The following is a 12854-nucleotide window of genomic DNA, read 5'->3' on the forward strand; positions in this document are numbered from 1 at the left end:
CTTTGTTACCAAAACAGCGATAATCCGCCTTTGGTCGAAGGCAACTTTTTCTCTTTTCCAAGTTACTTCGTGACACAATTTTGTCCTCTACCTCGAGAGTGACCCATGGACACCCTGCAAAACATGCGTGCTTTCAGTTGCGTAGCCCAACTCGGCAGCTTCACTGCCGCTGCGGCGCAACTGGATACGACCACCGCGAACGTGTCGCGGGCCGTCTCCAACCTGGAAGCCCATCTGCAAACAAGGCTGCTCAACCGTACCACCCGCCGCATTGCGCTGACCGAAGCCGGCAAGCGTTACCTGATGCGTTGCGAACAGATTCTTACCTACGTCGAAGAAGCCGAGGCCGAAGCCAGCGACGCCCATGCGCGCCCGGCCGGGCAGTTGAAGGTGCATTCGATGACTGGGGTCGGCCAGCACTTCGTGGTCGATGCCATCGCCCGCTACCGCGAAACGCACCCGGACGTGACCTTCGATTTGACCATGGCCAACCGCGTGCCCGATCTGCTCGACGAGGGTTATGACGTCTCCATCGTGCTGGCCACCGAACTGCCCGACTCGGGGTTCGTTTCGCAGCGCCTGGGCATCACCTACAGCATTGTCTGTGCCTCGCCCGCCTACATCGCCCAGCATGGCGTGGCGCACAAGCCTGCCGACCTGCTCAAGCACGCCTGCCTGCGCATGGTCAGCCCGGTGATACCGCTGGAGAAGTGGCTGTTCGATGGCCCGGAAGGCCAAGAGATGGTCAACATCACCAGTTCGCCGTTCATGGTGAACACCGCCGATGCCATGAAGACTGCGATCCGCAGTGGCATGGGCGTAGGCGTGCTGCCGATCTATTCGGCTATCGAGGGCCTGCGGGACGGTAGCCTGGTACGGGTACTGCCGGAGTATCGCCTGCAGGAGTTGAACCTGTATGCCATCTATCCATCGCGGCAGTATCTGGATGCCAAGATCAAGACCTGGGTCGAGTACCTGCGCAACTCGCTGCCAGAGATTCTTGCCGCGCATGAGGCAGACCTGAAAACCCATCAGGTGCTGATCGCCAACTAAAAAGCTGCTGCAATGCGGGGGCGGACAATGGTAGGTTGCTAACCATTGATTTCGCCTGTTCCGGCCCCTTCGCGGGCAAGCCCGCTCCTACAAGGCACCGCGCCCCCCCGTAGGAGCGGGCTTGCCCGCGAAGGGACCAGCACAGCCCCACCCCGCCTTGCAGAGAAGTTGCCCGATGAAAAAGACCGTCCTGGCCTTCAGCCGTATCACCCCGGCCATGGCCGAACGCCTGCAGCAAGACTTCAACGTGATCCTGCCCAACCCCAAGCTCGGCGACATCAGCGCCCAGTTCAACGAAGCCCTGCCCGAAGCCCATGGCCTGATCGGCGTTGGCCGCAAGCTCGGCCGGGCACAGCTTGAAGGTGCGGCCAGGCTGGAGGTGGTGTCCAGCGTGTCGGTCGGCTATGACAACTACGACCTCGACTACTTCAACGAGCGCGGCATCGCCCTGACCAACACCCCCGACGTGCTGACCGAAAGCACCGCCGACCTGGGCTTCTCGCTGATCATGGGCTGCGCCCGGCGCACCGCCGAGCTGGATGCCTGGACCAAGGCCGGCAACTGGCAGGCCACCGTAGGCCCGGCCCACTTCGGCAGCGATGTACATGGCAAGACCCTGGGCATCGTCGGCATGGGCAACATTGGTGCAGCAGTGGCACGCCGTGGCCGTTTCGGCTTCAACATGCCGATCCTGTACAGCGGCAACAGCCGCAAGACCGCGCTGGAGAAGGAGCTGGGCGCGCAGTTCCGCAGCCTGGATCAGTTGCTGGCCGAAGCCGACTTCGTGGTCATCGTGGTGCCGTTGTCCGATGCCACCCGCAAGCTGATCAGCAGCCGCGAGCTGAAGCTGATGAAGCCGAGTGCGTTCCTGATCAACATTGCCCGTGGGCCGGTGGTGGATGAGGCGGCGCTGATCGAGGCGCTGCAGGCGGGCACCATTCGCGGCGCAGGCCTGGATGTGTACGAGAAAGAACCGCTGAGCGACTCGCCGCTGTTCAAGCTGCCCAATGCGCTGACCTTGCCGCACATTGGCTCGGCCACTGCCGAAACCCGTGAGGCCATGGCCAACCGGGCGATCGACAACCTGCGTGCGGCGCTGCTGGGCGAGCGGCCGCGGGACCTGGTGAACCCGCAGGTGTGGAAGGGCTGACCGTTTTGGAGTGCGTGTGCCGGCCTCTTCGCGGGTAAACCCGCTCCTACAAAGGGTGTGCACCCTGTAGGAGCGGGTTTACCCGCGAAAGGGCCGGCCCAGGCAACCCATCACCTATTTGGCTACCACAACACCCCCAGCCACCTTGGCCCGGGGCTTGCGAAACACCAGCACATTCCCCGCCATTACCGCCACCAACCCGAGCAAGGCCGGCGCCGTCCACTGATAACCCTCGGCCACCGCCGACACATTCAACGCCACCAACGGGAACAGCACCGTGCAGTAAGCTGCCCGCTCCGGGCCCATGCGCCCGACCAAGGTCAGGTAGGCAGTAAAGGCAATCACCGACCCCGGCACCACCAGGTACAGCAGTGAACCGATATAGCGCGCATTCCACTCCATGCTGAACGGCACGCCGCTGACCACACAGAACACCGCCAGCATCACCGCCCCATAGACCATGCCCCAGGCATTGGTCGTCATCGGCTTGAGCCCGGCCTTCTGCTGCATGCTCGACAGCATGTTGCCGGCCGAGAAGCACAGCGTACCCAACAGGGCCAAGCCAAGGCCGTACAGGGTTTCGCGGCTGGCTGCGTGATGCGACAGCTCCGGCCAGAACAGCAGGCCCAGGCCAAGCAGGCCCAAGGCACCACCGCCAAGCACATTGCCGGCGATTTTCTGGCCGAAGAAAATGCGGGCGTTAAGCGCGTTCCACAGTGTGGCGGTTGAGAACACCACCGCGATCAAGCCGCTGGCGATCCACTGGCTGGCGCTGAGGAAGCAGATGAAGTTGACGCAGAACAGGCACAGGCCCTGGGCCAGGCAGATCTGGTGGCCACGGCGGTTCATGGGTTGCAGCCGGCGGGTAATCAACAGGAAAGCAAACAGGATCAGGCCGGCCAGGGCGAAGCGGTAGACGATCGAAACCGGGATCGCGACCACGCCTAGCTGGAGTTTCAGGGCGATCCAGGTGGTGCCCCAGATCAGGACGGTGAGCAGGTAGAGTGACAGGTTCATGGTGGCGGTTCCTTGGGCCTTTGGAAATCGGTGCCCGGCGCTTCGCGGGTAAACCCGCTCCTACAGGGATCACCAGTGTTCTTGCGATCGGCCTCTGGCTGCTTGCACAAACTTGCGCTTTTCTTGCGCCGGTAGCTGTCACTCGATCCAGGGCGCAGTAGGATGGCAGGCAAGAGGACCCGCCCATGACGCCACTCACCCAGTTGCAAGTGTTCAACGCCATGCATGCCTCGCCCAATGCCAGGCTGGAGCTGAGCGCGCACCTGGGCGACGGACTGGCGGCGGCGTTGTGGAGCAACCGTGACGATGCGCGCGACTACCAGGCGCCTAGCCATCACACCTTGTCGTGCTACATCGCCGACGGCACCGGCACCTTCCGCCGCCAGCGCCCGGCCGACAAAGGTGCGCCCGACAAGCTGTGCGTGATGCCGGCCGGGCAGGAATCGAACTGGGTCGTCAATGGCGCGATCCGCCTGGCACACCTGTATGTCAGCGAGGCACAGTTCGCCCTGGGCTGTGTACGCCTGCTCGACCGGGAACCGCGCGAGCTGCAACTGCAGGAAGCGACCTTTCTGGACGACCCGCAGCAGGCTGGCCGCTTTCGTCAATTGATCCAGCTGGACTGGGACGAGCCCGGCGAGCGCCTGCTGGCCAGCAGCCTGGCGCACGAGATCGTGGACCATGCGCTGCTCAGCCAGGTCGGGTTGCGCCAAGGCCTGCGCCTGAAAGGCGGGCTGGCGCCAAACCTGCGCCGGCAGTTGGTCGACTACCTCGAGGCACACCTGGACCAGCCCATCACCCTGGACGAGCTGGCGCTGCGCTGCAATCTGTCCGAATACCACTTTGCGCGCATGTTCCGCGCCAGTTTCGGGCTCCCGCCGCACCAGTATCTGCTGGCCCGGCGGCTGCACCGGGCGTGCCAGTTGTTGCGGCTGGGAGTAATGCCGCTGGGAGAGATTGCCTTATTGTGCGGGTTTGCCAGTGCCAGCCATTTCAGCAACCGGTTTCGCCAAGCCCTGGGGGCCACACCTGGCGAATACCGCAAGGCCTTTTTCATCTGAAACCGGGGCCGCTCTGCGGCCCCATTTGCCTAAAACTCGAAGGTGCTCGACAAACTGACCTGCCGCGCATCGCCAATCGCCACAAAGTACTGGTTCACCGCCGAGCTGTAATACACCTTGTCGAACAGGTTCTTCACGTTCAGTTGCAGGCGCACGTTGTGTTCGTCGAGTTTGGTTTCATAAGTGGCAAACGCATCGGCAACGGTATAGCTCGGCAGGTCGAAGGTATTGGTCGCGTTACCCGAACGCTCGCCCACATAACGGGCGCCGGCACCGAAGCGCAGCCGGTCACTCCCGAACAGGCTGCCAAAGTCATACACCGCCGACAGCGAGCCGCTGTGGCGGGCCACGTTCTGCAGGCGATTGCCCTCAAGATCAGGGTCCTTGGTGACCTTGGCATCGGTCAGTGCATAGCTGCCGATCAGGCTCCAGCGCTCGCTGAGCTGGCCGGTCACGTCGAGTTCCACACCGCGTGAACTGACCTCACCCGCATTGCTGTAGACCGTCTCGCTTGTGACGGCGTCAAAGTTCGAGACCAGTACATTGCGCTTGGTGATATCGAACAATGCCAGGGTGCCTGTGATGCGGCCTGGCATGTCGAGCTTGGCGCCCAGCTCCCACGCCTTGCCCTCCTCAGGTGCCACCGAGGAGTCGAGCACGACATTGCCGGTCAGCGGCGCGATGGTCGAGTTGGGCTTGAACGACTCGCTGTAGCTGCCATAGAACGAGAGCTGGTCGTCGACTTTGTAAACGATACCGGCGTGAGGTACCCAGGCCTGGCCACTGATGTCGGTATTGGCCTTGAACGGGCGACCGCGGCCAGCGTACTGGTCGTACTGCTGGAAACGCGCACCTGCTACAAGGATCCAGTGCTCATCGAGGTGCAGCGCGTCCTGCACGAACAGCGCATCGGTGCGCAGCTTGTCGGTCTGGTCGCTGTCGCTGGCTCGCACGTTGGTGCCCTCCACTTCCTGCCCGTAGACCGGGTCCAGATAACTGAACGTGGACTGTGGTGTCTGGCGAATCAGGTCACCGCGAAAGATCTTGCGGTCTTCATGGTCAATGCCGAACAGCAGGTCATGCTGCATCCCCGCCAGCTCGACATTGCCATTGAGGCTCAGGGTCACGAACTGGTCACGGCTCATGGCGTTGTGGGTACCGTCGATGCTGCGTGTCAGCGTGCCTTGGGTTTCGTTGACGCCGGTCACGCGAACCTGGCTGGCATCGTAGGTCTCACGATTGAAGCTGTAGCCGAAGTGCAGCTTCCAGTCATCGGCCAGCTGATGGTCGACTTCCAGGCGATACAGGTCGGAGCGCCCTTCCATGTCGTTGAACGGCTCGTCCAGGCGGCGCGTGGCAGGGATGTTCAGCGGGTGGCCGTTGTTGCCGAACGCGGTGCCACGGTCGAACGGATAGAGAAATTCACGGTGCTCGTAGGCCAGCACCACCTGGGTGTCTTCGCCCAGCCAGGCCAGCGACGGCGCCACCAGCGATTCGCGGTGCACGCCGTAGTTGCGCCAGTAGTCCTCGTCTTCGTGGTCGACGACCAGGCGGTAGGCGAAGTTGCTGTCACCCAGTGCGCCCGTGCTGTCGAGCCCGCCACCGCTGCCGTTCTTGCCGCTGCCATAGGTCGAGCCGCGCACGGTCAGGGCGTTGTACTGCTGCAACTGCGGACGCTTGCTGACCACGTTGATGACCCCACCCGGATCCTGGATACCGTACAGCAGCGAGGCAGGGCCCTTGAGCACTTCGACCCGCTCGGTGCTGGCGTTGAGGTTGCGACCCTGCACCACGGGCATGCCATCGCGCATGATCGAGCCGTCGCGGTTGTCGCCGAAGCCACGTTTCATAACCGTGTCGGATGTGCCGCCGAAGTTGTTGCCCTGGGTAATGCCACTGACGTTGGCCAGGGCATCATCGAGGTTGCGCGGGGCCTGGTCGCGGATGACCTGGGCCGGTACCACGTTGATTGCCTGGGGGATGTCCTGGTTCGGGCCCTGGCCGCGCATGATCGAAGCGCTGGCCGGGGGCTGGTAGCTGTAGTCGTCCAGTTGCGAGGTCACGGTGGTGGCCTGCAGGCTGAGGGCTCCGGAGGTGTCTGCTGGTTCGAGGGTCAGGGTACGTGCGTCGACGCGGCGCCAGGCCAGCCCAGCGTTGCCCAGCAGTTGTTGCAGCGCCTGCTCGGCGCTGAACCGACCATTCAGCGCTGGCGCTTGCACGCCCGGCAGCTCGAGGGTGTAGACCACGCTCTGGCCAGTGGTACGGCTGAAGGCGTTCAGGGCCTGGGCCAAGGGTTGGGCCGGCTGGGCGAAGGCATAGGCCTGCAGCTGCTCGGCCGCGCTTGCCAGGGGGGCGACAGCGAAGGCCGGGAGCGCAGCAAGGCCGAACCAGAGAGGGACGCAACGCGGGGAGAACTTCATGGACGCAGACCTGTGAGGGGGTGATTATTGCGAATCAATCGCACTTTCACTCATTACACGGATGCCACGTGCTGTTACCTCACCTGTGCCTGGAAATATTTTTGCTGTGGCGGCCTCTTCGCGGGTAAACCCGCCCCTACGGGGGGTTTACCCGTGAAGAGGCTGGCACAGGCAACTACCGAACCAGGGTCAAACGCCCCAACACGGTCTGCCGTGAAAAACCCATCACCTTGCCCAGCGAATCCAGCGCCAGCAGCGGCTCGGCCACCGGGAAGCTTCCGCTGACCTTGCGCTGCCCCAGGTCACCATCGAGCAACAGGATACGCCCCGGATAATATCGCCCAAGGTCTTCGATCACCTGCGCCAGCGGCACCTGGTAATAGTTCAGCCACCCCTGGCGCCAGGCCAGGCGGTTGTCACTGTCCACCGCCAGGGTGTCGCCTACCCTGCCTGCGCGGTAGGTCATCTGCTGGTTGGCAGTCAGTTCTCGCGCCACAGTGCCCTGCGCGGGGCTGACGCCCACACGCCCGCTGCGCACCGTCACCTGGGCGCCCTCACTTTGTTCACGCACCTCGAACTGGGTACCAAGCACCCGCACTTCGCCGCCGGCAGCTTCCACCAGGAACGGCTCACCGGTATGGGTAACCTCGAAGAACGCCGCGCCATGCAGCAACCGCACACGGCGCTCACCCCGGGCGAAGTCGACCGCAATGGCGCTACCTGCATCAAGCGTCACCTGAGACTGGTCGGCCAAAATCACCTGGCGAATCTGCCCGGTACTGCTGTAGTCCGCCTGCAGGTCCCGCAACCAGTACCCCGGGTGCCAGCCCCCGGCGACACCCACGGCCAGCACCAGGCAGGCTGCCAACGCCAGCCCTGCCACCCGCCGCCACCCGCCACCAGCCGGCGGTCTGGCCATGGCATCGAGGTAGCGCTGCAGGGCGTCCTGTTCTTCGTCCGCCAGCCGCGCCGCCGGGGCGGCGCTTTTCTGCCAAAGCACCTGGGCCTGTTCGTAGGCTGCGCGGTGTGCGGGGTCGGCCAGCAACCAGCGCTTGAATGCCGCGCCTTCGGCTTGCCGGGGTTGCTCGTTGATCCGGTTGAACCATTGCAGGGCAGCCTGGAACTGCGCTTCGGTGATCGGCGGTAAACGGCTCATCGACGGGCGCTCCCTGGCCGGCGTGGGGTGGACGCGGGCTCGGCAACACTCGCCTTGCACGCTTCAAGGGCGCGCATCATATGCTTTTCCACGGCGCTCTGTGACAGCTGCATGGCTTTGGCGATCTCGCTGTACTTACAGCCGTGAATGCGGTTGAGCAGGAAGATCTGCCGGGTGCGCTCGGGCAAGGCACGCAAGGTGGCCTCGATACGCTGCAAGTCGTGGTCGACCTCCACGGCCTGCTCAGGGGCCTGGGCCAGGCTCGCCTCGCTCACCGGCACAGCGGCTTCGGCCACGCGTTCGCGGCTACTTTCGCTGCGCAGGTGGTCTATGGCCAGGTTGCCCGCGCAACGCAGCAGGTAAGTGTCCAGCGCCTCGACCTTGACCTCGGGGCGACGCCAGAAACGAAGGAACAATTCCTGGACCAGGTCCGAAGCGGTGGCGCGGCAGCCGACCCGACGGCTTACCAACGCCTCCATACGCGCACGCTGGGCCTGGAACACCTGGACGAAACGTGCACGTGCGCCTGCGCTGTCAGCGTGAGGCTCGATGATATCCCCTGGCTCGCTCACGGGGGTCACACGGCAAACACGGCGAGCATCGGGCCCAGCACCACGCTGACGGCGGCCAGGCCCAGCAGCAGACGAGGCTGGTACGGCAGGCCGAACACCCACAGTGTTACCCCGGCCATCATCACCGCGGTCCACTCCACCAGGCCGAGGGCCCAGCCACGCTGGTGCACGCTGAGCACCAGCGACAGTATCAGCAGCAGCCAACCTGCAAAACGCAACAGGTGCAAGTGGCGCGGGCGCGGCTTGCGCCCAAGCAAGTCGCTGAAATGCTTTTCCATCGCCAGGCACAGGGCAACGAAGCCTGCAAAGGCGATCAGTGCGTTACCCAGCATCAGCTCGCCCCCAACGTTTCAACGCTCGGTTTTTTTGTCGCACGTGCCGCGCGCTTGGCTACGGGCGTGGGGCTGACCAGCATCTTGCGAGCCAGCCAGGCCAGAAACAGGCCGGTCCCCAGGGCTGTCAGATCGAAGCCGGCCATGGCCCAGTCGCCCTCCAGTACCGAATGGTTCAAGCCCCGGTCAGTCGTCAGGCCATTGAGCAACGGCAGCAGGGCGAAGGCCAGCGCCCCCAGCGCCAGTTGCTCGCCCCAGGCCTTGCGCCCGCTACGCAGCACGGCGTGCACCAGCGACAGGCCCCAGGCGATGAAGAAAGCATTGACCTCCCAGTCGGCGCGGCCTTCGACAGCCATGGGCACCAGGCGGTTGGCCCAGAAGAAGCTCGCCACCGCCAGCAACAAGCCGCTCATGCTGGCAATATTGAGCACTTCGACCAAACGCAGCTCACCTGGCATATGCCCGTTCTTGGCGTGCTTGAGCTGGCGCTTGCCCAACCACATCACCAACCCGGTACCAATCACCGCAGTACCGGCCACGCCAAAGAAGAAGTACAGCCAGCGCAGCCAAGGCCCGGCAAAGTTACCCATGTGCAGGCCGGCGAAACTGAAGGCGGTCATCATTACCCCGCTCTCTGGCTTGCCTTGGCTCAACAGCGCACCACTGGCCCCATCGAATGTCCAGTTGGCGCTACGCCGATAAGCCACGTGGTCGGCTGCCGATTGGGTGAAGGTAACGCGGGCATTGCTGTCGCCCGGGTTCTGCACCTGGATGTTGCCGACACGCGCCCCCGGCTGCAGCTCCTGCACCTTGGCGTACAGGCTCGGCAGCGCTACCAGCGGCGTGGCCACCTGGGCCGCCTTGGGCGCATCGTTGCGGCCAAACAGGTCGTTGAAGTACTTGTCGGTGTCATTGCCGTAGCTGGCCATGATGCCCGCCGGCATCACCATGTACATGAACAGCACCAGGCTGCTGTAGCTGATCATCAGGTGAAACGGCAGCACCAGCACGCCGATGGCATTGTGCCCGTCCAGCCAGGAACGCTGCCCCTTGCCAGGGCGGAAGGTGAAGAACTCCTTGAAGATCTTCTTGTGGGTAATGATGCCGGTGACCAACCCCAGCAGCATGATGAAAGCGCAGAACGTCGAGAGCCAACGGCCAACCGGGTAAGGCATCTGAAGCTGGAAGTGAAAGCGGTAGAAGAACTCACCACCGCGGCTGTCACGTGCTTCCACCGGCTGGCCGGTCTGGGTATCGAGGGTTTTCCTGACGAAGCCACGCGGGCCGCCACTGGGGTCGCGGTAGCCCACACTCAAGGCGGCCTCCCGTTCGTTCGGCATGCGAATGAACCAGGTACTCGAATGCCCTGCATTGTCCTGCAGGTAACGTTGAGCGACTGCCAGGCTATTGATCGGGTCCAGGGCATGGCTGCGCACTTCAGGCTGCGACCAATGAGTGATTTCTTCCTTGAAGTACGACAGCGTGCCGGTAAGGAAGATGGCGAACAACAGCCAGCCGAAGATCAGGCCGGTCCAGGTGTGCAGCCAGGCCATTGCCTGGCGGAAGCCTTCTTTCATGGGTTTTTCATCCAGTAGGCAACGCCGCTGATCACGCCCAGCAGCAGGCTTGGCGCCAATACGCCCAACCAGGCACGCCAGGCGCTGCGGCAGGCGAAACACCAGATGAACGCCAGCAGGTAGAAGACGAACGACAGCAACAGGCCGGTGAGCGTGGCATCGACCTTTGGCAACGGCGCCACCAAGGCAATACAGACACTGGCCATCGACGCCAGCAAGTAGCCGCCCAGCAGCGCCGCCAGGCTACGGGATGTCACGGCCAGGCGATAGCTGAGGGGAAGGCCGGCGGTTTTGCGCGTCATGGCGGGGTCCGGGCGTTTTAAAGGCTGCAATAATAATGATTTCAATTCTCATAAGCAAAGCCCAGAACCCGCCAGCCGATTGGCCGACGGAACGGCATGCCGCAGTCAGACAATCTGCAACAAGAAATTTATTTTCAAAAAGGGCTTGAATTCATTCCGCAGTTGCCTGACCTTAGAGTCAAGAGGCGCAGAAATTCCAAGGGTCTCAAGGGCCTAGGCGCGTCTCCATGCGAGCAAGCTGAATAAGGATTGAATCATGCAAATCCAGGTCAACAGCAGCAACGATTTCGACGGTAACGCCCGGCTCGACCAATGGGTCCGCAGCACACTGCAGAACTCACTGGAACGTTACGAAGAAGACCTCACCCGCATCGAGGTTCACCTGCGCGACGAGAACGGCGTCAAGCCCGGACCGCATGACAAACGCTGCCAGATGGAGGCTCGCCCGAAAGGCCACCAACCGATTTCCGTGACCCACACCGCCAGTTCGCTGGACCAGGCAGTCGACGGTGCCGCCACCAAGCTCAATCACGCGCTGGAGCACTTCTACGGCAAGCTGCGCAGCAAGCGCGGCGCCTTGGAACTGAGTGACCCGGACGCCTGATCGGCAATGCAAAACGCCCGGCCTTGAGCCGGGCGTTTTCGTTTGTGCCGATCAATGGCGCTGAACCAACATGCGAACGTCCCGGTCAACCTCTGCATCACTCACCGCAGAAGCAAGACCATGAACAACCCATTCGAACGAATCAGTGCTGCATTCGCCCCCGAATACCGGGTGAACCTGAGCATTGCCAACCTCGACGGCAGCATCATGCTGACCCTGTCCGACGACGCCGGCGTGGTCGCCAAGCGCCTCATCACCCCGGCCCAACGCAATGACCCGGTGCGCCTGCAACGGGTGATCGACAGCATCCGCCTGGGCCTTGCGATCGAACTCAGCCAGAACCCCCTGCAAGTGCTGGCCGCGCTGACCCGTGACGCCCGCCACGAGCCGCGCCATTTTGTTGCCAATTGAGGGCTACTTGCCCTCCTCCACTGCCTTGCCGTTGGCGTCCAGCACCTTGGTCGAGGGGTAGCGGTACGAAGCGTAGCGCACCACCAGGATCGAGAACGCCAGCAACAGGATGCCGCCGCACAGGTACAACAGCCCTTCATCGGGTGCCTTGTGGTGCGAAACATCGCCGATCAGCAGGCGAGTGAGCGCGGTGATTGCCACGTACAGCAGGAAGCGGATCGGCATGTGGTTGGTCTTGAAGTAGATCCCCACCATCGCCCCCAGCTCCAGGTAGATGAACAACAGCAGGATGTCATCGACACTGATCCCGCCCTTGCCCAGCATGTCCAGGAACGTCACCACCGCCGCGTAGGCGGTGATGGCGCCAATGCCGAACAGCGCCAGGTAATGGAACGCCTCGACGCACAGGTTGCCCAGCGAGTCGGCCGAGCCGTGCAGGCCCTTGCGCAGTTTTTCTGCCCATTTGATGTTCACGATGTTCCATTCCCCGATACGTCTTTAAGGATGATGCGTCGCTGATGTGACGCTTGTGCCATGCAGTTAAAGGGCCAAGCCCCTGTCTTGGAAGGCGACCGATTGCCGCAAGGCACCTTGAGGCATGGCCCTGGAGCTCACCTCGATATCGTGAGGGACAAACAAGGCGGTCGCGCGCGCAGGCACAGGCGATACTGGCCCGAAACAAATGTAGGAGCGAGCTTGCTCGCGATGCGCCGCGCGGGCGGCGCTCGATCTCCGCAACACCGCAAAAACCAAGGCAAAGGCACCCGCAGCACTCGGTCTATGCCACGCTACAATTTCTGCTTGCGAACCAACCAGTATTGCCATTACTGTATATAGATACAGTAAACCGCAACACAACCAGCAAAAAGGCATAGAGGTGATGAATGGCCGTCGAAGTGGTGTACCGCAGCAGCCGCGACCCGGAGCGCTTGTTCATGGATAAGGCCGAAGCAGACCGTCACGACAAGATGCTCGAACTGGCCGAGCGCCTGGCCGAAGTGCTGCACAAGGCGGTGCCGTCGCTGACCGAGCAGCAGGTCGAGGAAGCCGGTATCTACATGGCGAAGAACCGCGATGTGTTCGCCCGGGCGTTCAAAAGCCAGCCGGATGCGCTGGCCGAATTGCTTGAGGGTACTGCTGCCGAGTGATATCGCTGGAGCTGTGCGGGTTTACCCGCGAAGTGGCCCACCACGCCATCA

The 12854-nt window shown here is 62.9% G+C and carries 14 protein-coding genes; 6 read left to right on the top strand and 8 right to left on the bottom strand.

Features of this window, described 5'->3' with window-relative positions; translation table 11 throughout:
* The first annotated feature begins 105 nt into the window (after positions 1-105).
* The gene (locus tag ACF8O8_RS03475) at positions 106-1053 is read left to right on the top strand and encodes a LysR family transcriptional regulator (RefSeq protein ID WP_003251712.1); all 948 of its coding nucleotides are present in this window, start codon (positions 106-108) and stop codon (positions 1051-1053) included.
* A gap of 175 nt (positions 1054-1228) precedes the next feature.
* A complete protein-coding gene (locus tag ACF8O8_RS03480) occupies positions 1229-2203 on the top strand; it encodes a 2-hydroxyacid dehydrogenase (RefSeq protein ID WP_392509249.1) in 975 nt (324 codons plus the stop codon).
* A gap of 114 nt (positions 2204-2317) precedes the next feature.
* On the opposite strand, the gene ACF8O8_RS03485 is transcribed toward ACF8O8_RS03480, so the two are convergent.
* Positions 2318-3220, bottom strand: a complete 903-nt coding sequence (locus tag ACF8O8_RS03485) for a DMT family transporter (RefSeq protein WP_392509250.1) — start codon at positions 3218-3220, stop codon at positions 2318-2320.
* Between the two features lie 185 nt (positions 3221-3405).
* Between ACF8O8_RS03485 and ACF8O8_RS03490 the strand changes: the two genes are divergently transcribed.
* A complete protein-coding gene (locus tag ACF8O8_RS03490; protein WP_010955269.1) occupies positions 3406-4281 on the top strand; it encodes a helix-turn-helix domain-containing protein in 876 nt (291 codons plus the stop codon).
* 29 nt (positions 4282-4310) lie between these two features.
* On the opposite strand, the gene ACF8O8_RS03495 is transcribed toward ACF8O8_RS03490, so the two are convergent.
* From ACF8O8_RS03495 to ACF8O8_RS03520, 6 genes are all read right to left on the bottom strand, one after another.
* A complete protein-coding gene (locus ACF8O8_RS03495) occupies positions 4311-6701 on the bottom strand; it encodes a TonB-dependent siderophore receptor (RefSeq protein ID WP_392509251.1) in 2391 nt (796 codons plus the stop codon).
* A gap of 175 nt (positions 6702-6876) precedes the next feature.
* Complete coding sequence (locus tag ACF8O8_RS03500; RefSeq protein WP_392509252.1) at positions 6877-7857, bottom strand: FecR family protein; 981 nt, start codon at positions 7855-7857, stop codon at positions 6877-6879.
* Positions 7854-8429, bottom strand: a complete 576-nt coding sequence (locus tag ACF8O8_RS03505; RefSeq protein ID WP_010955272.1) for an RNA polymerase sigma factor — start codon at positions 8427-8429, stop codon at positions 7854-7856. The genes ACF8O8_RS03500 and ACF8O8_RS03505 overlap by 4 nt, the downstream gene beginning before the upstream one ends.
* Before the next feature lie 5 nt (positions 8430-8434).
* Positions 8435-8761 (bottom strand): DUF3325 domain-containing protein, encoded by a 327-nt coding sequence (locus ACF8O8_RS03510; RefSeq protein WP_020191456.1) that lies wholly within the window; start codon positions 8759-8761, stop codon positions 8435-8437.
* Complete coding sequence (locus ACF8O8_RS03515) at positions 8761-10338, bottom strand: PepSY-associated TM helix domain-containing protein (protein ID WP_392509253.1); 1578 nt, start codon at positions 10336-10338, stop codon at positions 8761-8763. Before ACF8O8_RS03515 ends, ACF8O8_RS03510 begins: the two co-directional genes overlap by 1 nt.
* Complete coding sequence (locus ACF8O8_RS03520) at positions 10335-10640, bottom strand: DUF3649 domain-containing protein (protein WP_104962548.1); 306 nt, start codon at positions 10638-10640, stop codon at positions 10335-10337. The genes ACF8O8_RS03515 and ACF8O8_RS03520 overlap by 4 nt, the downstream gene beginning before the upstream one ends.
* A 256-nt stretch (positions 10641-10896) precedes the next feature.
* Here ACF8O8_RS03520 and ACF8O8_RS03525 point away from each other — a divergent pair, with 256 nt between their 5' ends.
* Positions 10897-11244 (top strand): HPF/RaiA family ribosome-associated protein, encoded by a 348-nt coding sequence (locus ACF8O8_RS03525; RefSeq protein ID WP_014592331.1) that lies wholly within the window; start codon positions 10897-10899, stop codon positions 11242-11244.
* A 120-nt stretch (positions 11245-11364) separates the two neighbouring features.
* Positions 11365-11655 carry a DUF3509 domain-containing protein gene (locus ACF8O8_RS03530; RefSeq protein ID WP_026031873.1) on the top strand — a complete coding sequence of 97 codons (291 nt, stop codon included), beginning with the start codon at positions 11365-11367 and terminating at the stop codon, positions 11653-11655.
* A 3-nt stretch (positions 11656-11658) separates the two neighbouring features.
* Here ACF8O8_RS03530 and ACF8O8_RS03535 read toward each other — a convergent pair whose 3' ends face one another.
* Positions 11659-12129, bottom strand: coding sequence for a phosphate-starvation-inducible protein PsiE (locus ACF8O8_RS03535; protein WP_003251685.1), 471 nt, complete (start codon positions 12127-12129; stop codon positions 11659-11661).
* 410 nt (positions 12130-12539) lie between these two features.
* Between ACF8O8_RS03535 and ACF8O8_RS03540 the strand changes: the two genes are divergently transcribed.
* The gene (locus ACF8O8_RS03540; protein WP_003251679.1) at positions 12540-12803 is read left to right on the top strand and encodes a YebG family protein; all 264 of its coding nucleotides are present in this window, start codon (positions 12540-12542) and stop codon (positions 12801-12803) included.
* The last annotated feature ends 51 nt before the right edge of the window (positions 12804-12854 follow it).

The organism is Pseudomonas sp. TYF_14 (genome assembly GCF_043105275.1).
Classification (GTDB): Bacteria; Pseudomonadota; Gammaproteobacteria; order Pseudomonadales; family Pseudomonadaceae; genus Aquipseudomonas; species Aquipseudomonas alloputida.

Excerpts from the sequence above, each read along its gene's own strand:
- ACF8O8_RS03475 (WP_003251712.1), top strand. The coding sequence starts at position 106 with ATGGACACCCTGCAAAACATGCGTGCTTTCAGTTGCGTAGCCCAACTC.
- ACF8O8_RS03480 (WP_392509249.1), top strand. The coding sequence starts at position 1,229 with ATGAAAAAGACCGTCCTGGCCTTCAGCCGTATCACCCCGGCCATGGCC.
- ACF8O8_RS03485 (WP_392509250.1), bottom strand. The coding sequence starts at position 3,220 with ATGAACCTGTCACTCTACCTGCTCACCGTCCTGATCTGGGGCACCACC.
- ACF8O8_RS03490 (WP_010955269.1), top strand. The coding sequence starts at position 3,406 with ATGACGCCACTCACCCAGTTGCAAGTGTTCAACGCCATGCATGCCTCG.
- ACF8O8_RS03495 (WP_392509251.1), bottom strand. The coding sequence starts at position 6,701 with ATGAAGTTCTCCCCGCGTTGCGTCCCTCTCTGGTTCGGCCTTGCTGCG.
- ACF8O8_RS03500 (WP_392509252.1), bottom strand. The coding sequence starts at position 7,857 with ATGAGCCGTTTACCGCCGATCACCGAAGCGCAGTTCCAGGCTGCCCTG.
- ACF8O8_RS03510 (WP_020191456.1), bottom strand. The coding sequence starts at position 8,761 with ATGCTGGGTAACGCACTGATCGCCTTTGCAGGCTTCGTTGCCCTGTGC.
- ACF8O8_RS03515 (WP_392509253.1), bottom strand. The coding sequence starts at position 10,338 with ATGAAAGAAGGCTTCCGCCAGGCAATGGCCTGGCTGCACACCTGGACC.
- ACF8O8_RS03520 (WP_104962548.1), bottom strand. The coding sequence starts at position 10,640 with ATGACGCGCAAAACCGCCGGCCTTCCCCTCAGCTATCGCCTGGCCGTG.
- ACF8O8_RS03525 (WP_014592331.1), top strand. The coding sequence starts at position 10,897 with ATGCAAATCCAGGTCAACAGCAGCAACGATTTCGACGGTAACGCCCGG.
- ACF8O8_RS03530 (WP_026031873.1), top strand. The coding sequence starts at position 11,365 with ATGAACAACCCATTCGAACGAATCAGTGCTGCATTCGCCCCCGAATAC.
- ACF8O8_RS03540 (WP_003251679.1), top strand. The coding sequence starts at position 12,540 with ATGGCCGTCGAAGTGGTGTACCGCAGCAGCCGCGACCCGGAGCGCTTG.